The 20467-nt window shown below is 72.5% G+C and carries 20 protein-coding genes and 1 pseudogene; 16 read left to right on the top strand and 5 right to left on the bottom strand.

Features of this window, described 5'->3' with window-relative positions; translation table 11 throughout:
- The first annotated feature begins 83 nt into the window (after positions 1-83).
- The 9 genes and pseudogenes from IF67_RS0112840 to IF67_RS0112800 all read left to right on the top strand — a co-directional run bounded on the left by IF67_RS0112840 (position 84) and on the right by IF67_RS0112800 (position 9032).
- Positions 84-509, top strand: coding sequence for a GNAT family N-acetyltransferase (locus IF67_RS0112840; protein WP_030985160.1), 426 nt, complete (start codon positions 84-86; stop codon positions 507-509).
- Between the two features lie 215 nt (positions 510-724).
- Positions 725-2068, top strand: a complete 1344-nt coding sequence (locus IF67_RS0112835) for a hemolysin family protein (protein WP_030985159.1) — start codon at positions 725-727, stop codon at positions 2066-2068.
- Positions 2065-3087: a hemolysin family protein gene (locus IF67_RS0112830; protein ID WP_030985157.1), complete on the top strand. Its 1023-nt coding sequence runs from the start codon at positions 2065-2067 to the stop codon at positions 3085-3087. Before IF67_RS0112835 ends, IF67_RS0112830 begins: the two co-directional genes overlap by 4 nt.
- 28 nt (positions 3088-3115) lie before the next feature.
- Positions 3116-3310, top strand: a pseudogene (locus IF67_RS41360) (hypothetical protein); the annotation flags it as partial.
- Between the two features lie 114 nt (positions 3311-3424).
- The gene (purB, locus tag IF67_RS0112820; RefSeq protein ID WP_030985156.1) at positions 3425-4858 is read left to right on the top strand and encodes an adenylosuccinate lyase; all 1434 of its coding nucleotides are present in this window, start codon (positions 3425-3427) and stop codon (positions 4856-4858) included.
- 11 nt (positions 4859-4869) lie between these two features.
- Positions 4870-5427: a G/U mismatch-specific DNA glycosylase gene (gene mug, locus IF67_RS0112815; protein WP_030985154.1), complete on the top strand. Its 558-nt coding sequence runs from the start codon at positions 4870-4872 to the stop codon at positions 5425-5427.
- A 251-nt stretch (positions 5428-5678) separates the two neighbouring features.
- Entirely contained in the window at positions 5679-6602 is a 924-nt protein-coding gene (locus tag IF67_RS0112810) for an alkaline phosphatase family protein (RefSeq protein ID WP_420708641.1), read from the top strand.
- Between the two features lies 1 nt (position 6603).
- Complete coding sequence (locus tag IF67_RS0112805) at positions 6604-8004, top strand: MFS transporter (protein ID WP_030985150.1); 1401 nt, start codon at positions 6604-6606, stop codon at positions 8002-8004.
- Between the two features lie 11 nt (positions 8005-8015).
- Complete coding sequence (locus IF67_RS0112800) at positions 8016-9032, top strand: hypothetical protein (RefSeq protein ID WP_030985148.1); 1017 nt, start codon at positions 8016-8018, stop codon at positions 9030-9032.
- Here IF67_RS0112800 and IF67_RS0112795 read toward each other — a convergent pair.
- Genes IF67_RS0112795 through IF67_RS0112785 form a run of 3 tightly spaced genes read right to left on the bottom strand, consistent with a single transcriptional unit; the run spans position 9029 to position 11195 of the window.
- Complete coding sequence (locus IF67_RS0112795) at positions 9029-9478, bottom strand: hypothetical protein (RefSeq protein ID WP_030985147.1); 450 nt, start codon at positions 9476-9478, stop codon at positions 9029-9031. The two genes, IF67_RS0112800 and IF67_RS0112795, sit on opposite strands and share 4 nt — an antisense overlap.
- A gap of 48 nt (positions 9479-9526) precedes the next feature.
- Positions 9527-10261 carry an ABC transporter permease subunit gene (locus IF67_RS0112790; protein ID WP_030985145.1) on the bottom strand — a complete coding sequence of 245 codons (735 nt, stop codon included), beginning with the start codon at positions 10259-10261 and terminating at the stop codon, positions 9527-9529.
- A gap of 4 nt (positions 10262-10265) precedes the next feature.
- Complete coding sequence (locus IF67_RS0112785) at positions 10266-11195, bottom strand: ABC transporter ATP-binding protein (protein WP_030985144.1); 930 nt, start codon at positions 11193-11195, stop codon at positions 10266-10268.
- Positions 11196-11303: 108 nt separating this feature from the next.
- Between IF67_RS0112785 and IF67_RS0112780 the strand changes: the two genes are divergently transcribed.
- From IF67_RS0112780 to IF67_RS0112770, 3 genes are all read left to right on the top strand, one after another.
- Positions 11304-12536 carry a sensor histidine kinase gene (locus IF67_RS0112780; protein ID WP_030985141.1) on the top strand — a complete coding sequence of 411 codons (1233 nt, stop codon included), beginning with the start codon at positions 11304-11306 and terminating at the stop codon, positions 12534-12536.
- A 4-nt stretch (positions 12537-12540) separates the two neighbouring features.
- Positions 12541-13191, top strand: a complete 651-nt coding sequence (locus IF67_RS0112775; protein ID WP_030985140.1) for a response regulator transcription factor — start codon at positions 12541-12543, stop codon at positions 13189-13191.
- A gap of 85 nt (positions 13192-13276) precedes the next feature.
- Complete coding sequence (locus tag IF67_RS0112770; protein ID WP_030985138.1) at positions 13277-14464, top strand: ROK family protein; 1188 nt, start codon at positions 13277-13279, stop codon at positions 14462-14464.
- A 167-nt stretch (positions 14465-14631) separates the two neighbouring features.
- Here the strand turns inward: IF67_RS0112770 and IF67_RS0112765 are convergent, their stop codons facing one another.
- Positions 14632-15378 (bottom strand): GntR family transcriptional regulator, encoded by a 747-nt coding sequence (locus tag IF67_RS0112765; protein ID WP_030985136.1) that lies wholly within the window; start codon positions 15376-15378, stop codon positions 14632-14634.
- A 257-nt stretch (positions 15379-15635) separates the two neighbouring features.
- Between IF67_RS0112765 and IF67_RS0112760 the strand changes: the two genes are divergently transcribed.
- Entirely contained in the window at positions 15636-16301 is a 666-nt protein-coding gene (locus tag IF67_RS0112760; RefSeq protein ID WP_030985135.1) for an aspartate/glutamate racemase family protein, read from the top strand.
- Here the strand turns inward: IF67_RS0112760 and IF67_RS0112755 are convergent.
- A complete protein-coding gene (locus IF67_RS0112755; protein ID WP_030985133.1) occupies positions 16253-17146 on the bottom strand; it encodes an RNA polymerase sigma-70 factor in 894 nt (297 codons plus the stop codon). The two genes, IF67_RS0112760 and IF67_RS0112755, sit on opposite strands and share 49 nt — an antisense overlap.
- A 189-nt stretch (positions 17147-17335) precedes the next feature.
- Here IF67_RS0112755 and IF67_RS0112750 point away from each other — a divergent pair, with 189 nt between their 5' ends.
- From IF67_RS0112750 to IF67_RS0112740, 3 genes are all read left to right on the top strand, one after another.
- Positions 17336-18178 (top strand): alpha/beta fold hydrolase, encoded by an 843-nt coding sequence (locus tag IF67_RS0112750; RefSeq protein ID WP_030985131.1) that lies wholly within the window; start codon positions 17336-17338, stop codon positions 18176-18178.
- 153 nt (positions 18179-18331) lie between these two features.
- The gene (locus tag IF67_RS42950) at positions 18332-18526 is read left to right on the top strand and encodes a hypothetical protein (protein WP_030985130.1); all 195 of its coding nucleotides are present in this window, start codon (positions 18332-18334) and stop codon (positions 18524-18526) included.
- A gap of 346 nt (positions 18527-18872) precedes the next feature.
- Positions 18873-20450, top strand: a complete 1578-nt coding sequence (locus IF67_RS0112740) for an alkaline phosphatase D family protein (protein WP_030985128.1) — start codon at positions 18873-18875, stop codon at positions 20448-20450.
- Positions 20451-20467: the final 17 nt, after the last annotated feature.

Raw genomic sequence — 20467 nt, 5'->3', positions numbered from 1 at the left:
GGCAGGGAACCGTCCTGGACGGCTTCGTCATCCACCATGGAACCCGTTCGCCGGCCGGACCGGCGCTCTGCTTGGCTCGCCCCATGAGCGATCTTCACATCCGCCACGCCACCCTCCCGGACATCGACGCCGTGTTGCAGTTCTGGCGCGAAGCCGCGGAAGGAACGAGCATCAGCGACGACCGCGACGGAGTGGCCCGGCTGGTGACGCGGGACCCCGAGGCCCTGCTGCTGGCAGAGTGCGACGGCGTCCTCGCCGGGACCGTGATAGCCGGCTTCGACGGCTGGCGCTGCCATCTCTACCGGCTGGCCGTGCACCCCGACCGCCGCAGGCAGGGCATCGGCGGCGCGCTGCTGACGGCCGCCGAGGAGCGGTTCCGTGCGCTGGGCGGCCGGCGCGGCGATGCGATGGTGCTGGACCGCAACGAACCGGCGCGGCACGCGTGGCGCGCGGCGGGTTACGCGCCCGAGCCGCAGTGGAGCCGCTGGGTCAGGCGCCTCGACGGCTGAGCGACGAACCCGAAACGCGCCATGAGCCCGCCCCGCCGAGGGGCGGGCTCTTCCCCGACCACCAACTTTGCTGATCCTTTACTATGGAGTCTCCTCTCCCCCCAGTGAAAGGTGTGTGAGCGTCCAGCCATGGACGAGCCTCCTAGTTGTCGAGCACCCTCCCGACAGAGCGCGAACCTCCCGATCCTGTTCGATCATGGGACGGAGGTGACTCGATGACCGACCTGCTCTTTCTGGGCGTGGCGCTCCTCCTGACCCTGGCCTGTGGGGTCTTCGTCGCCGCCGAGTTCTCGTTGACGACCGTCGAGCGCAGCGACCTCGAACGCGCCGCCGAGCGCGGTGACCGGGGCGCGGACAGCGCCCTGAAGGCAGTGCGCGGCCTGACCTTCCAGCTCTCCGGTGCCCAGCTGGGCATCACCGTCACCGGCCTGGTCATCGGCATGCTGTCCAAACCGGCCATCGCCACCATGCTGGCGGGACCGCTGGACGCGATGGGCCTGTCGCGCACGGTGGCGGATTCCGTGGCCCTGGTCCTCGGCACCGCGATCTCCACGGTCGTCCTGATGGTGGTCGGCGAGCTGGTCCCGAAGAACTGGGCCATCTCCGATCCGCTGGTGATCGCAAAGAAGGTCGCCACCGCCCAGCGCGGCTTCAGCGCCGCCTTCAAGCCGTTCATCCGGCATCTCAACAACACCGCGAACCACATGGTCCGCAGGATGGGCCTGGAGCCCGCCGAGGAGCTGGCCTCGGCGCGCGGCCCGCAGGAGCTGGTGGCGCTGGCCAGGCACTCCGCCAAGGAGGGTGCGCTGGAGCCCGACACCGCCGAGCTGTTCGTCCGTACCCTCAATCTCGCCGATCTGACCGCGGAGAACGTCATGACACCGCGGGTGCAGGTCATCGCGCTGGAGGTGCAGTCCACCGCGGAGGACGTGGCCAATGCGACCCGGGCGACCGGGCTGTCCCGCTTCCCCGTCTACCGCGGCAGCCTGGACAGCGTCGTCGGGGTGGCGCACATCAAGGACGTCCTGACCGTCCCGGCCGAGCGCCGCCCCCGGCACCCGGTCTCCGAGCTGGTGCGCGAGCCGTTGCTGGTGCCCACGACGCTGACCGTGGACCGGCTGCTCGACCGCCTCTCCGGCAGGCGCACGATGGCCGTGGTCATCGACGAATACGGCGGCACGGCCGGCGTGGTGACGCTGGAGGACATCGTCGAGGAGGTGGTCGGCGAGGTCCGCGACGAACACGATCCGATGGAGACCCCCGACCTGGCGCCGGCCGGCACCGACACCGAGGGGCGCAGCGTCTATCAGGCCGACGGCGCCGCCCGCACCGACCAGCTGAAGCGGATCGGCCTGTGGCTGCCGGAGGGCCCGTACGAGACCCTCGCCGGGCTGATCGCCACCGAACTCGGCCGGATACCGGTCGGCGGCGACACGCTGGAGGTGACCGGCTGGCGGATGGACGTGCTCGATGCCGCCGGCCATCGCGCGGCCCGGGTGCTGCTGCACGCCCCCCGCCCCGGCAGCACCGACGAGCAGGAGAAGGAGGCCCGCCGATGACCGCGCTCCAGCTTTTCGTGGGCCTGCTGACGCTGGTCGTCAATGCTTTCTTCGTGGGCGCCGAGTTCGCCCTGATCTCGGTGCGCCGCAGTCAGATCGAGCCCTACGCCGAGCGCGGCGACCGCCGGGCGACCAGCGTGCTGTGGGGTCTTCAGCATGTCTCGGCCCTGCTCGCGGCCGCCCAGCTGGGCATCACGCTGTGCACCCTGGTGCTGGGCGCGGTCGCTGAACCGGCCATCGCGCACCTCCTGGAGCCGGTGTTCCACGCGGTGGGGATCTCGGCGGCGCTGATCCACCCGATCTCGTTCGTGATCGCGCTGTCGCTGGCCACCTATCTGCACATGCTCTTCGGCGAGATGGTGCCGAAGAACATCGCGCTGGCCGAGCCGGTCCGCAGCGCCCTGATGCTCGGGCCGCCGCTGGTCGCGCTGACCCGGGCGCTGCGCCCGGTGATCTTCGCGATCAACGCACTCGCCAACGCGCTGCTCAAGGTGCTGCGCGTGGATACCAAGGACGAGGTCGCCGCGACGTTCTCCGACGACCAGCTGGCGAAGATGGTCGAGGACTCCCGGGCGGCCGGGCTGCTCGACGAGCGGGCGCAGGAGCGGCTGCGGGACGCCCTGGAGCTGGGCCGCCGCCCGGTCAGGGACGTGGTGCTGCCGGTCGAGAAGGTCGTCTCCGCGATGATGGGGATCACCCCCGAGGAACTGGAGCAGCTGGCCGCCGATTCCGGCTTCTCCCGCTTCCCCGTCGTCGACGACACCCGCCGCATCCTCGGCTATCTGCACGTCAAGGACGCGCTGGACGCCGCCCCCCGCACGGTCCCCTTCCCGGTGTCCGCGCTGCGCCCGATCGCACGGATCAAGGCCTCGACGCTGCTGGACGACGTGCTGACGGCGATGCGGGGGTCCCGAACCCATCTGGCCGCGGTGATCGGTGAGGACGGGCGGCTGGCCGGGCTGGTGACGATGGAGGACGTGCTCCGGGAGCTGGTGCTACAGCAGCGGCCCGCGGCCTGACGAGGGGTGGCCGAGCGACGGCCTGACCGAGCAGCTCTTCGCGCGGATCGACGACGCGGCCGCGCGGCACGGTGCGGTGGTCGTGGACCTGTACGCCTCACGGGCGCTGTCCGATCCGCGGCTGTGGGCGGACGACCGGCTGCATCTGAACGCCGAGGGGCACCGCCGGGTCGCGGAAGGCCGCCCCGCCAAGCGCCCCGAGCTGCTGCCGTACGAGGGCTGACGGCCCGGTCGGCGCAGGGTGCCGCGCCTCCGGGCGCGGCTTGGAGGAACGTACAGCCGGGACCGGGGCGCTGGCCTGCGTAAACCGCCAGTAGACTCTGACCACGTGACTGCTGTGTCTGCGAAGCCTCGCATCCCCAATGTCCTGGCCGGCCGCTACGCCTCCGCGGAGCTGGCTGTGCTGTGGTCCCCCGAGTACAAGGTCAAGCTGGAGCGGAAGCTGTGGCTTGCCGTGCTGCGTGCGCAAAAGGACCTGGGGGTGGAGGTCCCCGAGCAGGCGCTGGCCGATTACGAGCGCGTCCTGGAAACCGTCGACCTGGCCTCCATCGCCGAGCGCGAAAAGGTCACCCGGCACGACGTCAAGGCCCGCATCGAGGAGTTCAACGCCCTCGCCGGCCATGAGCAGGTCCACAAGGGCATGACCTCCCGCGACCTGACGGAGAACGTCGAGCAGCTCCAGGTGCGACTGTCCCTGGAGCTGATGCGGGACCGTACGGTCGCCGTGCTGGCGCGCCTGGGCTCGCTGGCCGCCCAGCACGCCGAACTGGTGATGGCGGGCCGCTCGCACAACGTCGCCGCCCAGACCACGACGCTCGGCAAGCGCTTCGCGACCGCGGCCGATGAGCTGCTGGTGGCGTACGGCCGACTGGAGGACCTGCTCTCCCGCTACCCGCTGCGCGGCATCAAGGGCCCGGTCGGCACCGCTCAGGACATGCTCGACCTGCTCGGCGGTGACGCCGCCAAGCTCGCCGACCTGGAGCAGCGGATCGCCGGGCACCTCGGCTTCGGCCAGGCCTTCACCTCCGTCGGCCAGGTCTACCCGCGCTCGCTCGACTACGACGTGGTGACCTCGCTGGTGCAGCTGGCCGCCGCGCCCTCCTCGCTGGCCAAGACCATCCGGCTGATGGCCGGGCACGAGCTGGTCACCGAGGGCTTCAAGCCCGGCCAGGTCGGCTCCTCGGCGATGCCGCACAAGATGAACACCCGCTCCTGCGAGCGCGTCAACGGCCTGATGGTGATCCTGCGCGGCTACGCCTCCATGGCCGGTGAGCTCTCCGGTGACCAGTGGAACGAGGGCGATGTGTCCTGCTCCGTGGTGCGCCGGGTCGCCCTGCCGGACTCGTTCTTCGCGCTGGACGGCCTGCTGGAGACGTTCCTGACCGTGCTCGACGAGTTCGGCGCCTTCCCCGCCGTCATCGCCCGCGAGCTGGACCGCTACCTGCCCTTCCTCGCCACCACGAAGGTGCTGATGGGTGCCGTACGCGCCGGTGTGGGCCGCGAGGAGGCGCACGAGGCGATCAAGGAGAACGCGGTCGCGTCGGCGCTGGCCATGCGCGAGCAGGGCGCGGAGCGCAATGAACTGCTGGACAAGCTGGCGGCGGACGCGCGGATCCCGCTGGACAAGGCGCAGTTGGACGCCCTGATGGCGGACAAGCTCTCCTTCACCGGCGCCGCGGCCGACCAGGTGGCGTCCGTCGTCGCCCGGATCGAGGAGATCGCCAAGCAGCACCCGCAGGCCGCGGCGTACACCCCCGGCTCGATCCTCTGACACGAGGACCTGTGCGCTTCACCCCCGAAGAGCTGGAAGCCGCTCGCGACCGCCTCGTCCCCGACGTGGCCGCGAGCGGCCTTCGCGTGCTTTTCTGCGGCATCAACCCCGGGCTGATGACGGCCGCCACCGGCCATCACTTCGCCCGGCCCGGCAACCGTTTCTGGCCGGTGCTGCACGCCGCCGGGTTCACCCCGCGCCAGTTCCGGCCCGCCGAGCAGGAGGAGTTGCTCGTCCACGGGCTCGGCATCACCAACGTCGTGGCGCGGGCGACGGCCAAGGCCGACGAACTGACCGCCCAGGAGTACCGCGAGGGCGGCCGGCTGCTGGCCGAGAAGGTCGCCCGGCTGCGCCCGCACTGGCTGGCCGTCGCCGGTGTCACCGCCTACCGCATCGCCTTCGACGACAAACACGCCGCGATCGGGCCCCAGGAACGCACCCTGGGCGACACCCGCATCTGGGCGCTGCCCAACCCGAGCGGGCTGAACGCCCATTGGACGCCGGCGACCCTGGCACAGGAGTACGGACGGCTGCGCGCCGCGGCGTTCGCGGCGGACGACGACGCATGAGGCGCTGACGGCAAGTACGGCTGACGGCGCGTGCCCGGCCGACGCCCGGCCGATGCCCGGCCGACCCGGGTGCGGAGACCGTGCGCCGTGGCCGTAGGCCGTCCCTACGCCGTCCGCAGGCGGCCCGTGGGCACACGGCCCCGACCGCTCGGTGACCGTTCGACTGCGCGTCATCTACTGGCCGTGTACATGTCGATGTGACGGTTCTACGCTATCGCCGCCCGCGCCCCCCTCTCTCGTCGGAGGCCCCCGTGCCCGCTCCGTCGTCCTCGCGTTCCAGCTCCTCCTCCCACCGCATCCGCCGCTCGCGCCGTCGCAGGGCTGGCGCGCTCGCCGGGGCGTTCGCCCTCGCCACCACAGGCCTCGGCATCTGGGCGGGCACCGGCTTCGGCGCCGAGCCGGCCGCGGCCGCCGTACCCACCCCCGACCATGTGGTCGTGGTCGTCTTCGAGAACCACGCCTACGGCCAGGTGATGGGCAGCTCCAGCGCCCCGTACCTCAACTCCCTGGCCGCCGGCGGTGCGAGCCTCACCGCGTCCTACGCCGAGACGCACCCCAGCCAGCCCAACTACTACGCCCTCTTCTCCGGCGACACCCAGGGCGTCACCGACGACAGCTGCGTCGACCCGGGGTTCAGCGACGCCCCCAACCTCGCCGCCGAGGTGACGGCGGCCGGCAAGTCCTGGGCGAGCTACAACGAGTCGCTGCCGTCCGAGGGCTCCACCACCTGCAAGAGCGGCAAGTACGCGCAGAAGCACAACCCGTGGTTCGGCTTCAGCAACGTCTCCACCGCCTCGGCGCACACCTTCGACGCCTTCCCCACCGACTTCTCGAAGCTGCCCACCGTCTCCTTCGTCGTCCCGAACCTGTGCAGCGATATGCACGACTGCTCGGTCTCCACCGGTGACACCTGGCTGAAGGACCACCTCAAGGCCTACGCCGACTGGGCCAGGGCCCACAACAGCCTGCTGCTGGTCACCTTCGACGAGGACAACCGGCTCAGCGGCAACCGCATCCCGACCGTGCTCTACGGCCGGCCGGTCACGGCCGGCGCCACCTCGGCCACCACCTACAACCACTACGACGTACTGCGCACCCTCGAGGACATGTACGGCACCTCGCATGCGGGGAACGCCGCCGACGCCAAGGACATCAGCGGCATCTGGGCCGGCTGACGTGTACCTCGCGGACCGCGGCTCCGCTCCCTCCACCTCCGCTGCGCCGGGCGACCGGCGCGCCGTACCGGACCGGCGTCCGGGCCGACGCGCCGGGTCCGCCCTCCCCTCGACCGTGCTCGTCCTGGGCACCGTCAGCCTCATCACCGACATCTCCTCGGAGATGGTCACGGCCGTGCTCCCGCTGTACCTCGTCGCCGAACTCGGGCTGTCCCCTTTGGGGTTCGGGGTGCTGGACGGGGTCTACAACGGGGTGAGCGCGCTGGTCCGGCTGATGGGCGGCCGGCTGTCGGACCGGGGCGGGGGCAGCGGTCACAAGGCGGTGGCCGTGGTGGGGTACGGGCTCTCCGCCCTCTGCAAGCCGTTGTTGCTGATGGTGCACTCGCTGCCGTTGATCGGGGCGGTGCTGGCGGTGGACCGTACCGGCAAGGGGCTGCGGACCGCGCCACGGGACGCGATGATCTCACTGGCCGCCGAACCGGGCGCCCGCGGACGGGCGTTCGGGGTGCACCGGGCCATGGACACGGCGGGCGCGCTGTGCGGGCCGCTGGTGGCGTTCGTGCTGCTGCGGGCCGCGGCCGACGGGTATGACGCGGTGTTCATGGTCAGCTTCTGTGTGGCCGTGGTGGGCGTGGTCGTGCTGCTGCTGTTCGTCCCGCGCCGCGCCACCACTGCCACGGAGGGCACCGTTGCGGCCGGACCCGCCGTTGTCGCCGAGGACACCGCCGGCGTCAAGCCCACTGCTGTCGCCGAGGACGCCGCCGGGACGGCCCCGGCCGGACCACCAGCGCCGGTGCGCGCGCTGCTCGGCCGGCCGGAGGTCCGCCGGCTGACGGGGTGCGCGGTACTGCTGGGGCTCACCACCCTCAGTGACTCCTTCCTCTATCTGACCCTGCAACGGAGGCTGGATCTGCCCGGTACGTGGTTTCCGGTGCTGCCGCTGGGCACCGCCGCCGTATTCCTGTTGCTGGCGATGCCGTTGGGGGCGATCGCCGACCGGATCGGCCGCCGGCGGCTGTTCCTGGCGGGGCATCTGGCGCTGCTGTGCGCCTACGGACTGCTGCTCGTCCCCTCGGCCGGGGGCGCGGCCCTGGTCTGTACCGTGCTCGCGCTGCACGGCTCGTTCTACGCCGCGACCGACGGGGTGCTGGCGGCCGCGACCGCCGATGCGGTGCCCGAGGACGTCCGCGGCAGCGGGCTCGCCGTGGTCCAGACCGGCCAGACCTCCGCACGCTTCGTCTGCTCGATCGCCTTCGGTGCCGTCTGGACCGCCTGGGGCGACCACACCGCCGTCCTGGCCGCCACCGTCGGCCTTGCCCTCGCCGCGGCCGTCAGTGCCCGCCTCCTCCGCCGTGCCGGCACGCCACCGCCCCTCGCCTCCCCCTCGGAGCAAGCATCATGAGCCGCCCCCCGCTGAGCCGCACCGCACGCCTCCTCGTCCTGCTGGCCACCGTCCTCGTACTCGGCGGGGTCGCCGTCGGCGCCACCCTGCACGCCGCCGGGCGCGCCGCCCAGAAGGACCGCGCCCAGGCCGGCGGGCCGGCCGTGGCCCCCGGAACCGTCCGCCTGGACGACCCGCGCCACACCTTGTTCCGCAACATGGCCTGGGGCCCGCACCGCGACGAGATCACTGCCGTCCCGGCCGGCCGGCTCTCCGGCCCGCGCACCGCCTCCGGCGTCCGCTGCCTGCGCTTCCACGAAGCCTCCGGCACCGGCATCTGCCTGCGGGCCGTCCACGGCAAACTCCGCGACACCTACCGCGCCGTCGTCCTCGACAAGCGCCTGCACGAACTGCGCCACTACGACGTGGCCGGCACCCCGACCCGCGCCCGGGTCTCCCCCGGCGGCCACACCGTCGCCTGGACCGTCTTCGTCAGCGGCGACTCCTACGCGGGCACCGCGTTCTCCACCCGCACCTCCCTCGTCGACACCCGCACCTGGCGCCTGGACGCCAACCTGGAGACCTATGCGCTGACCGTCGACGGACACCCGGTCCACGCGGTCGACATCAACATCTGGGGCGTCACCTTCGCCGACGACAACCGCTTCTACGCCACCGCCGCCACCGGCGGAAGGACCTACCTCGTCCGCGGTGACCGGACCGCCAGGACGCTCACGGCACTGCGCACCAACGTCGAATGCCCCTCGCTCTCCCCCGACGGCACCCGCATCGCGTACAAGAAGCGCGTCAAGGGCGCCGACCCGGACGCTCCCTGGCGGCTCTACGTCCTCGATCTGGGCACCCTGCGCGAGACCGCGACCGGCGAACACCGCAACGTCGACGACCAGGCCGTCTGGCGCGACGGCCGCACGCTGGTCTACTCCCTGCCGGGCGACTTCGGCTCCGACCTGTGGACCGTTCCCGCCGACAGCACCGGAAGACCACAGCTCCTCGTCACCGCGGCGCTCGCCCCCGCCTTCCCCCGCTAACCCCCCATCCGCGCCACCTCCCTCTCCCCCACCGCCACCAGCAGCTGGAAGGGCAGCTCGCGGTCGCCCTGCCCCACGCCCACCCCGATCCACCGGCTGTGCACCCGCCAGCCGTACATGCGCGGGACATAGCCGCACAGCGTGTCCAACGGCGGCCGGACCGGTATGCCCCTCGCGGACCGTTCCAAGTCGTCGGCAAGATCCATTACTTCGGGCTCGCCCCACCGTAAGGACAGTGCCTGCACCAGCGCCGTCAGCTCGGCCTCGAACTCCTCCGCGGCCTCCGCCACCTCGGCGAGGTCCGCGTCCCAGAACTCCTGGCTGACCCGCAGGCCGGCTATGTGGAAGCCCGGACCGCTCTCGACCAGGGCGGAGCGCCCGGGAGCGACGGGGAAATCCCGCAGCCGCCAGCGGTCGATGACGGTGAGATACGCGTCGATGGTCATGCCGTCAGTAAACCTCCCGGGTCTGACAATTGACTCCCGCGCGGGCCCTCAGACGTCCCTGCGCAGCAGTGACCACAGCCCCGCCGCCGCGGCCAGCGCCGCCCAGCCGGCCATCACCGCGAGACCGGTCCACGCCCCGAGCGCCCCCGCGGGCGCAAGGTGCAGAATCTGCTGTCCCGCCCGGTCCGGCAGGAACTGGCCCACCATTCTGGTGGCGTCCAGTGAGCCGAACAGCGGGCCGAGCGAGAGGAAGAGCGGGACGAGGAGGCTCAGGGTCCCGACGGGGCTGCGCAGCAGCGCGGCGACACCGGCGGAGAACACCGCGAGCAGCCCGGAGTAGATCCCGCAGCCGACGGCGGACCGCACCACGCCCGGCGAGCCGACGCTCACGCCCGCCTCACCGAGCAGCGTCTGCCCCCCGGTCACGGACGCAAAGCCGGCGACCAGACCGACGGCGAGGGCGAGCCCGCCCACGGTGACGAGCTTGCCCGCGTACAGCAGTCCACGGCGCGGCACGGCGGTCAGCGAGACCCGGACGGAGCCGCTGGACCACTCCCCCGCGACCGCGAGGGCGCCGCAGACGATGGCCCCGAACTGGCCGATGTTGAGCCCGAAGTAGGCGTGGAAGACCGGGTCGAAGGGAGCCTCCGATCCGTCGTGGCCGCCGCAGACGAACCAGGCGATCGCGACGGTCACCACCAGGATGGCGGAGAGGCTGTACGACAGGGAACGCAGCGAGCGGATCTTCGTCCACTCGGAGCGGAGCACGGCGGTGAAGTGCATGACGTCAGACCTCCTGGGTCTTCGCGGTGGCGGAGACGAACTCGCCGGCGTCTGCGGTCAGCCGCAGATAGGCGTCTTCCAACGAGGGCGCCTCCTCGGCGAGTTCCAGGACCGGAATGGCCCGGCGGGCGGCAAGCGCACCGATGTCGGCGGGTTCCGCGCCCTCGACCACCCAGCCGCCGGGGCCGTCGGGCACCGCCGCCCACCCGGCCCGGGTGAGCTCGGCGTGCAGCCGGGGCCCTTCGGACGTACGTACCCGCACCCTGCGCCGGGTGTGCTCGCGCAGGAAGGTGTCCATGGCGGTGTCGGCCAGCAGCCGGCCGCGCCCCAGCACGATCAAGTGGTCGGCGGTCAGGGCGGTCTCGGTCATCAGGTGGCTGGAGACCAGCACCGTACGGCCGTCGGCGGCGAGGCGCTTGAGGAGCGTACGGATCCAGATGATGCCCTCCGGGTCCAGCCCGTTGGCAGGCTCATCCAGCATCAGCACGGCCGGGTCGCCGAGCAGTGCGGCCGCGATGCCGAGCCGCTGCCGCATGCCGAGCGAGAAGGTCCGCACCCGCTTGCCCGCCACGGCCGACAGCCCGGTCTCCTCCAGGACCTCCGCCACGCGCCGTACCGGGAGGCGGTTGCTGTGCGCGAGGGCGAGGAGGTGGTCGCCGGCGCGCCGGGCCCCATGGGCGGCGCCCGCGTCGAGCAGCGCCCCGACGTGCCGCAACGGGTGCTCCAGGGCGCGGAAGGCACGGCCGCCGACGGTGACGGTGCCCGAGGTGGGACGGTCCAGACCCACGACCATCCGCATGGTGGTGGACTTGCCGGCGCCGTTGGGACCGAGGAACCCGGTGACCCGCCCCGGCTCCACTCGGAAGGTGAGAGCGTCCACGGCGCGCACGGTTCCGTAGACCTTCGTCAGCTGCTGGACTTCGATAGGGGTCATACCGCAAGGCTGTCGGCCGTACCCACCCGCCCGCCTCCCCCGCCGTCGGGGATCGCCTCCCCCGGCCGGGGGAGGCCGCGGGCCGGTGGCCGCTGCCACGATGAGGGGGTGCCCCCCTCGCTCCCCAACGTTCTCCGCCCGCTCTTCCGAGCCGTCACCTACACCCGTTGGCTGCATCTGCTGATCGCCTCGGTGGCCGGGGTGCTGACCGGCTTCCTGTACAACGAACCCTTTTTCGCGGGCGGATGGCTGACGTGGCTGTGGATGGCGGTGCTCCCCCTGCCACTGCTCGCACTCGCCGCCCTGATACCGGTGGTCCGCCGCGTCGAGGGGCTCCAGGCCCAACTGCTGCTGACTCCGGGCCCGCACGACCGCACTGCGCGCGCCGCCTCCGGGATCGCCACGACCCCGTCCGGCTCCTGGCGCGAGCGTGGCCGTACGGCGGTGTGGCTGCTGCTGCGGCTCGAGGCGGGCGTTGCCCTGTCGGCCCTGACTGCGCAACTCCCCTTGCTGGCCTGGGCGTTCATGATGGCTGCCACAGGGCGCCCCACGCACCTCAAGGGCCTGCCGGCGATCGAGTCGCCCCACTGGTGGTACGGGCTGCTCGCACCGCTTCCCCTCGTCCTGCTGTCGGCCGTCGCCGTCGGGGCGGGCGCGCTCATGGCCGGCGCCGCACGGCTGCTGCTGGGTCCCTCGGCCGCGGAGCGGCTGGCCGGACTGGAGGCCCGTACGGAGCGCATGCTGGAACACAACCGGCTGGCCCAGGAGCTGCACGACGCGATCGGCCACGCGCTGACCGTCACCGTCGTCCAGGCGGGCGCGGCCCGTGCCGCCGGTTCGCCCGAGTTCACCGAGCGGGCGCTGGCCGCCATCGAAGACACCGGGCGCCAGGCGCTGGCCGATCTGGAGCGGGCGCTGCGTCTGCTGCGCGAGGACGCTCCCCGGCCCGCCGACCGGCCCACGCTCACCGATGCCGAGCGGCTGCTGGAGTCGGCTCGGGCCGCGGGCTCGACGGTGCGCGCCGAACTGAGCGGCCCGTTGGAGACGTTGCCCGGTCCGGTGTCCCGCGAGGGGTACCGCATGGTGCAGGAGGCCCTGACGAATGTGCTGCGGCACGCGGGCCCGGTGCCGGTGTCCGTACGGATGGCCGCCGACACCGACGTACTGGAACTGGAGGTACGCAACCCACTGCCCGCCGCGCCCCCGGAGCCCGCCGGTGGCGGCCGTGGCCTGCGCGGCATCCGCGAACGGGCCGCGCTGCTCGGCGGCGAGGCCGAGACCGGGCCGGACGGCGGCGAGTGGCGGGTGCGCGCCCGTCTCCCTCTGCGCCAACTACGCTGACGTCGTGCCGATTTCCGTACTCCTGGTCGACGACGAGCCGCTGGTACGCGCGGGGCTGCGCGCCATCCTGGAAGCGCAGACCGATATCGAGGTGGCGGGCGAGGCGGCCGACGGGGCGTCCGTCGTCCCGCTGGTGCGGAAGCTGCGGCCCGATGTGATCGCCATGGATGTACGGATGCCGCTCCTGGACGGCATCGAGGCGACCCGCGCGGTGCTGCGCTCGGTGCCCGAGCCGCCCCGGATCCTCGTCGTGACCACGTTCGAGGAGGACGAGTACGTCTACGAGGCGCTGCGCGCGGGCGCGGACGGCTTTCTGCTCAAGCGCTCCCGGCCGGCCGAGATCGTGCACGCGGTGCGGCTCGTGGCCGAGGGCGGATCGCTGTTGCTCCCTGCGGCGCTGCGCAGCATGGCGGCCGGCCGCCGCAACGACCGCGCCCGGGCGGACTTCGAACGGGCGGCGCTCACCGCACGGGAGCAGCAGGTGCTGCGCCTGATGTCCCGGGGGCTGTCGAACGCGGAGATCGCCGGCGAACTCGTGCTGGGAGCCGAGACCGTGAAGACGCATGTCAGCTCGGTGCTGGGCAAGCTGGGGGCCAGGGACCGCACCCAGGCCGTGATCGCCGCGTACGAGTCCGGGTTCGTCTCGCCCGGCTGACCGCGGAAGCAGCCACCACGGGACTCGCCGCCCCTCAGGTGACCGGCTACGATCCGCCACACACGCAAAGTGAGGGAGACGTACGTTGGGGCGGCTCACCGGCGGGGACCCCTCCCTGCTGCGACGGATCAACTCCGCTGTGGTGCTGCATGCGCTGCGCGCCGCGGACTCCCCCACGCTCACCCACCTCGTCCAGGTGACGGGCCTGTCCCGGCCGACGGTCGAGGGCGTGGTCGAGGGGCTCATGGAGACCGGCCTGGTGGTCGAGGCGGCCGCCGAGGAGGGCGGGACGCGCCGCCAGGGGCGGCCGGCCCGCAGGTTCCGGTTCCGTACGGAGGCCGGCCATCTGCTGGGCATCGAGATCGGCCCGCACCGCGTCGCGGCCCTGCTGTCCGATCTGAGCGGGCGGGTACTGGACACCGCACAGCGCCCCGTCGAAGAGACCGCGCCGGCCGACGAGCGGCTGGAGCGGGTCCGTGCCGTAGTGGCCGATCTGCTGCGCCGCACGGGCGTGCCCCGCAGTTCGCTGCGGGCCGTCGGTGTGGCCGGGCCCGGCATCGTGGAGGCGGACGGCACGGTACGGCTGAGCACCGCGCTGCCGGGCTGGACGGGTCTGCCGCTGGGTGAGCGGCTGCGGCGGTCGTTCCGCTGCCCGGTGCTGGTCGAGAACGACGCGAATGCCGCCGCGGTGGCCGAGCACTGGCAGGGCGCGGCCACCGGCTCCGATGACATCGTTTTCGTGCTGGCCGGGCTCAGCCCGGGGGCCGGCTCGCTGATCGGCGGACGCCTGCACCGCGGCTTCGGCGGGGCCGCCGGGGAGATCGGCGCCCTGCATCTGCTCGGCCGCGAGGCGACACCGGAGAAGCTGCTGTCGACGACCGGAGAGCCGCTGCACCCCCTGGACGAGGCGCAGGTCGCGGCGGTCTTCGCAGCCGCGCGGCAGGGCGACGCACAGGCGCGGGAGGCGGTCGACCGTTTCCTCCGGCGGCTGGTGCACGATGTCGCGGCGCTGGTGCTGGCGCTGGACCCGGAGCTGGTGGTGATCGGCGGCTGGGCGGCGGAGTTGGACGGTGTACTGGCCCCGCTGCGCAGCGAGTTGGCGCGCTACTGTCTGCGCCCGCCGCAGGTCGCCCTGTCGCAGCTGGGCGAGGCGGCGGTCGCCACGGGCGCGCTGCGGCTCGCGCTCGATCATGTGGAGGGCGAACTCTTCGCGGTGGAGGGCACGGTGACGGGCCGCCGCCCGAGCCGTGACGCGGTGACCGGCCGCCGCTGACCGAACGGCAGGCGACCGGCCGCCGTTGCCCCGCGACATGTGACGGGCCGCCGTTGGCCCACGGCACGTGACCGGCCCTCGCCCGGCCGGCGGCCGCCACGGCACGAAGAACGGGCCCGCTCCGGAGCGCTGTCCGGAGTGGGCCCGTACGTCGTCCGCCGGGCGGCTCAGCTCGCGAGCAGGGCCGCCGCGTCGCTCTCGCCGAAGGTCAGCCGGCAGGTGTCCGCACGGTAGGTGGAGACCGCAACGGCCGTCGTGCGTCCCCCGGAGACATAGCGGGTGGTGACGACCAGGACGGGCGCGCCCGGCAGCCGGTCCAGCTGCTTGGCGTCCTCCGCACGGGCCGAGCCGAGCTCGACGGTACGGTCCTGGCCCCCCAGCTCCAGCGTCTGAAGCTCCTGAAGGACCGCACGGGCCCGAGCCGGGGCGCTGAGCGAGGCCACCGGCGGGCAGCCCGGGACCGCCTCCGCCGGGACGTACAGCAGCTCGGCGGCGACGGGCCGGCCGTGTGTGACCCGGCTGCGGCGCACGATGTGCACCGGTTCGCCGGGGGCGGTCGCGAGCAGGCCGGCCACGGCGGCGGGCACCGTATCGCTCTCGACGGCGTCGACCGGCTGCCAGTCGTCGCCGGCGGCACCCGGCCAGGTGTGGCGGACGGGGTCCACGGCGACGCCGACGCGCGGCGGTGCGACCGTGGTGCCGACACCGCGGCGGCGCTGGAGTCTGCCTTCCAGCTCCAGCTGTTCGAGCGCCTGCCGCAGCGTGGCCCGGGCGACACCGAACCGCGCCGCCAGGTCACGCTCGTTGGGCAGAATCTCGCCGACCGCGAACTCCGAGTCCAGCGCATCGCTGAGCACGGTCTTGAGGTGCCAGTACTTCGGCTCCGGCACCGTTTCGAGCTGCGTGGTCCCCACCCTGTCCTCCGCACTGGCCGTTACCGGGGCTGCTCCCCCATGGGACTCGGACCCGCACACAGGCCCTGCCTCCGCCGGGCCGCCTGCGCGCCCGATTATGAGCGCTTCTTTATTAAAGGTTGTTGCAGTATCCCGACGATATGGCCGCCCCCACCCTTGGTCAAGACCAATCCGGCATCCGTTTCGGATCGGAGCAACCGCCCGCACCCACCGCCCCACCCGCGCCCTCTGCACCGCCGCGCGCTACCGTCACCGGCATGCTCACCCTGCTGCACACCTCGCCCGTCCACGTCCCCGTCTTCGACGCGCTGCGCGACGAGGAGGCCCCCGGGCTGGCGCTGCATCACCTCGTACGTCCCGAACTCCTCGACCGCGCAAGGGCGCAGGGGCCCGACGCGGTGACCGAGGACGTCTCCGCCGAGCTCGCCGCGGCCGCCCAAGACGGTGCGCGGGCCGTGCTGTGCACGTGCTCGACGATCGGTTCCGTCGCCGAGGCCGCCGGTGCGGCGCTCGGCCTCCCCGTCCTCCGGGTGGACCGTCCGATGGCCGCGGCCGCCGTCGCCGCCGGCCCGCGCATCACCGTGCTCGCCGCCGTGGAGAGCACCTTCGCTCCCACCGAGGCCCTGATCACCCAGGAGGCCGACCGGGCCGGCCGTGCGGTGAGCGTGCGAAGCGTGCTGGTGCCGGGCGCCTGGGAGCGCTTCGAGGCCGGCGACAGCGACGGCTACCGGTCCGCGGTCGTCTCCGCGGTGCGCGAGATCCGGGACGCCGACGTGATCGTCCTGGCGCAGGCATCCATGGCAGCGGCGGCCGAGGGGCTCGACGCCGGTGTGCCGGTGCTGTCCAGTCCGCGGCCCGGTCTGCGGGCCGCCGCTCAGCCGGCCGCGAGCGACTCCAGCTTCTCCGGATTGCGGACGATGTAGACCGTCTGGATCTTGCCGTCCCGGACGCCGAGCTGGATGACGGTGTCCGGCACTCCGTTGTTCCGCGCCAACAGCGCGATCCCGCCGTTGAGTTCGAGGACGGTGAACTCCATGCCGGGCGGCACGGACCTGGTGACGCCGAAGAGGAAGCGGGCGACCTTGTCCGCGGACTCGATGATCCGCAGCGGGGCCTTGGCCTTTCCGCCGCTGTCCCCGACCAGCCGCGCGTCCGCCGCGAGCAGGTTCAGCAGCCCTGCCAGATCGTCGCCGGCCGCCGCGGCCATGAACCGCTCGGTCAGTTCGCGCTGCCGGCCCTGGTCGACCTCGAAGCGCGGTGTGCCGTCCTCCACATGCCGCCGGGCGCGGCCCGCCAGTTGGCGTACCGCCGCCTCGGTGCGGTCGAGGGCGGTGGCGATCTCCGCGTACGGATAGCCGAAGGCCTCGCGCAGCACGAACACGGCGCGCTCCAGAGGGGAGAGCGACTCCAGGACGACGAGCACGGCGAGCGTCACGGATTCGTGGAACACGGCCCGGTCGGCGGTGTCCGGGGCGGTGCCGCCGAGGTCGGTCGCCAGCGGCTCCGGGAGCCACGGGCCCACGTAGGACTCACGTCGCGACTGGACCTGGCGCAGCCGGTCGATGGCCAGCCGGGTGGTGATCCGTACGAGAAAGGCACGCGGTTCGCGCACCTCCGACCGGTCCGCTGCCGCCCAGCGCAGCCATGCGTCCTGCACCACGTCCTCGGCATCGGCCACCCGGCCGAGCATCCGGTAGGCCACCCCGAACAGCACGGGGCGGTGTTCCTCGAAGACGTCGGTGAAACCGGTTGTGGATTCGCTCAGCACCCCTCCATCCCACCGGCTCGTCCCGGCCTTGTCCAGCGGAAACCACGGAGCGCGGCGGCACCGGGCGGGTGGTGTGCAGCACATCCCGTGCTCACCGCGGCCGCCCCATACCGCTCAGTAGCCTCAGCTGGCATCGTGTCAGCGCATGCCCGGCCCCACCGAAAGCACCGCACCCCCCGAGGAGTTCTGATGACCGCCCCGGTCTCCTTCGCCCGTGTCACCCCCGCGGACCGGCCGCCGTTCACGGTCGCGTACCAGCGCAAGGGCGCGGGCGAACCTGTGGTCCTGCTGCACGGCATCGGCCACCACCTCCAGGCCTGGCGCCCGGTGTGCGACATCCTGGCCGCGTCCCATGAGGTCATCTCCCTCGATCTGCCGGGGTTCGGCGCCTCCCCCGCACTGCCCGACGGTTCCTCCTACGACCTGTCGTCGGTCGTCCCGCTGCTCATCGCGGCGTTCGCGGAGCTCGGGGCCGACCGCCCGCATGTGGTGGGGAACTCGCTGGGCGGGCTGCTCGCCCTGGAGCTGGGGCGCGCGCGGGCGGTCCGGTCGGTCACCGCGCTCTCGCCCGCGGGCTTTTGGACCCCCGCCGAGCGGCGTTACGCCTTCGGTGTGCTGCGCGGCATGTACGCGGGGGCGCAGGCACTGCCCCATCCGGTGGTGGAGACCCTGGCCCGGACCGCCCTCGGCCGCGCCTCGCTGACCGGCACCATCTACGCCCACCCCGGCCGCCGTTCGGCCGATGCCGTCGTTGCGGAGACCCGGGCCCTGCGCGAGGCGCCCGGCTTCACCCCGACGCTGACGGCCGGCCGCGCCGTGCGGTTCACCACCGATGTGCCGGACGTCCCCGTGACGATCGGCTGGGGCAGCCGGGACCGCCTGCTGCTCCCCCGCCAAGGCGTCCGCGCCAAGCACACGATTCCGGGCGCGCGGCTGGTCCGGCTGCCGGGCTGCGGGCATGTGCCGATGCACGACGACCCGGCGCTGGTGGCGCGGGTCATCCTCGACACCGTGAACCAGGACGTGTCCTAGGCAGCGTTGTGCTCGATCACTCCATCGCTGCATCGCTCGATCCGCTCCCGCGGTGTTCCACGGCCCAGGTCGCGATCTGGGTACGGGAGGTGAAGCCGAGCTCGCCCCGGAGGCTGGCGAGGTGGGTTCCTGCGGTGCGGGGAGATCACGAGCTTGGCGGCGATCTCCTTGTTCGAGGCCGGGCAGGGGGCATCCGGCCGACTGCCAGAGGGCCTGTGCCGCGCCGAGCAGCTTGGCTGCCTGGTGGGAGCGTCCGGTGTCTTCGAGGACTGCGGCGAGAACAAGGGAGGCGTCATCGCCGCGGACGCGGCCGACCTGCCCGAGGGCTACGCCGACCGCGTCAACTGACCCCTGCGCTCCCGCTCACCGCTCTCGTCAACAGTACGGCCGCGGGCGGAGATGCTGCTCGCATGCGGCCCGGGCACTGCACCCGCGGCCGCCGGGCGTGGCCCGAGCGCACCGGCCCGACGGATCCGGTGAATTGCCACCAGGACCGTAAACATCCCGGCGTCATCCTGGCGGTCGGCCGATGGTCTTGCGACCATGGCCCGGGTCCGGTGGGTCACAGGGCTCAGGGACCATTCGGGGCGCGGAACGGGAACGGACCGCTGTTCACCGTCCGTTCGGCTGCGGGGCACCGGACAGCGATACGAACGAGGCGGCAGTGAAGTCGGTCGAGGCATGGAGGTTGGAAATGGCGCAGGGATCCGGCGGCGGCTTCGGACGGCGGTCGCTGCTACAGGGCGCGGCGGCGGGCTCGGCGGCGCTGGCACTGCCCGCGATCTCCTGCGCCTCGCCGGCGCAGGCCCGCAGCGGGCGGCCGAGCGCCGACTGGGGCGTGCAGGTCGGCGATGTGACCACGTCCTCGGGTCTGGTGTGGGTGCGCTCCGACCGGCCGGCCCGGATGGTGGTGCAGACCGCTGCGACCGAGTCGTTCCGTAACGCCAGGTCCTGGCGTGGACCGGTGATCGGGGCGGGGACGGACTTCACCGGCGTCACCTCGTTGCACGGCCTGCCCGCCGGTGAGCAGATCCACTACCGGGTGCTGCTCGCGGACCCGGACGACCCCCGGCGCACCGGCGAGCCGGTCACCGGGACCTTCCGTACGGCGCCCGCGGGCCGCCATCCCACTGGCGTGCGCTTCCACTGGTCGGGCGATCTCGCCGGGCAGGGCTGGGGCATCAACCCGGACCGCGGCGGCTACCGCATCTACGAGGACATGCGGCGCCGGAACCCGGACTTCTTCCTGTGCAGCGGCGACAACATCTACGCCGACAGCCCGATCCCCGAGCGGGTCACCCTCCCCGACGGCCGGATCTGGCGGAATGTGACGACGGAGGAGAAGGCGAAGGTCGCCGAGACGCTGGCGGAGTTCCGCGGCGCATTCCGCTACAACCTGCTGGACGACAATCTGCGCCGCTTCAACGCGCAGGTGCCGACGATCACGCAGTGGGACGACCACGAGGTGCACAACAACTGGTACCCGGGGCAACTGCTCGATGACGACCGGTACACGGTGAAGGAGACGGATGTGCTCTCCGCGCGCTCACTGCGCGCCTTCAGTGAGTATTTCCCGATCCGCACGCTGCGGCCCGACCGGGGCGGCCGGGTCTACCGCGTGGTGCACCACGGACCGCTGCTCGATGTGTTCGTGCTGGACATGCGCCGTTACCGCAATGCCAATTCACCCGGCCGGCAGACCGACGACCCGCAGGGCATTCTCGGGGCCGAGCAGCTGCGCTGGCTCAAGCGAGAGCTGTCCCGCTCGCATGCGGTGTGGAAGGTGATCGCCTCCGATATGCCGCTGGGACTGGTCGTCCCGGACGGCAAGACCAACTTCGAGGCGGTGGCGCAGGGCGATCCGGGCGCTCCTCTGGGGCGCGAGCTCCAGCTGGCGGAGCTGCTGCGGCACATCAAGCACGACCGGGTGACCGGCACGGTGTGGCTGACGACGGACGTCCACTACACCGCGGCGCAGCACTACGCGCCGGAGCGGGCCGCGTTCAAGGACTTCGAGCCGTTCTGGGAGTTCGTGTCGGGGCCGCTGAACGCGGGCGGATTCCAGGCGTTGAAGCTGGATGGAACGTTCGGGCCCGAGCAGCCGTTCATCAAGGCGCCGGACCGTGCCAACACCTCCCCCGCGGAGAGTCCGCAGTACTTCGGCGAGATCGATATCGACGGGGGAAGCGGGGAGCTGACGGTGCGGCTGTGTCAGGAAGGCGGCAAGGTGTTGTTCAGCAAGGTGCTGCAACCGGGACAGGCAGGACAGTAGAGGCCAATGCGTCGATT

This window comes from Streptomyces sp. NRRL S-1813, assembly GCF_000719605.1.
Classification (GTDB): Bacteria; Actinomycetota; Actinomycetes; order Streptomycetales; family Streptomycetaceae; genus Streptomyces; species Streptomyces decoyicus.
This window is presented reverse-complemented; position numbering and strand designations above follow the sequence as displayed.

What these genes read in the sequence shown, in the direction of transcription:
- IF67_RS0112840 (WP_030985160.1), top strand. Translation starts at nt 84, where the DNA reads ATGAGCGATCTTCACATCCGCCACGCCACCCTCCCGGACATCGACGCC.
- IF67_RS0112835 (WP_030985159.1), top strand. Translation starts at nt 725, where the DNA reads ATGACCGACCTGCTCTTTCTGGGCGTGGCGCTCCTCCTGACCCTGGCC.
- IF67_RS0112830 (WP_030985157.1), top strand. Translation starts at nt 2,065, where the DNA reads ATGACCGCGCTCCAGCTTTTCGTGGGCCTGCTGACGCTGGTCGTCAAT.
- IF67_RS0112795 (WP_030985147.1), bottom strand. Translation starts at nt 9,478, where the DNA reads ATGACCATCGACGCGTATCTCACCGTCATCGACCGCTGGCGGCTGCGG.
- IF67_RS0112790 (WP_030985145.1), bottom strand. Translation starts at nt 10,261, where the DNA reads ATGCACTTCACCGCCGTGCTCCGCTCCGAGTGGACGAAGATCCGCTCG.
- IF67_RS0112785 (WP_030985144.1), bottom strand. Translation starts at nt 11,195, where the DNA reads ATGACCCCTATCGAAGTCCAGCAGCTGACGAAGGTCTACGGAACCGTG.
- IF67_RS0112760 (WP_030985135.1), top strand. Translation starts at nt 15,636, where the DNA reads ATGCTCACCCTGCTGCACACCTCGCCCGTCCACGTCCCCGTCTTCGAC.
- IF67_RS0112750 (WP_030985131.1), top strand. Translation starts at nt 17,336, where the DNA reads ATGACCGCCCCGGTCTCCTTCGCCCGTGTCACCCCCGCGGACCGGCCG.
- IF67_RS0112740 (WP_030985128.1), top strand. Translation starts at nt 18,873, where the DNA reads ATGGCGCAGGGATCCGGCGGCGGCTTCGGACGGCGGTCGCTGCTACAG.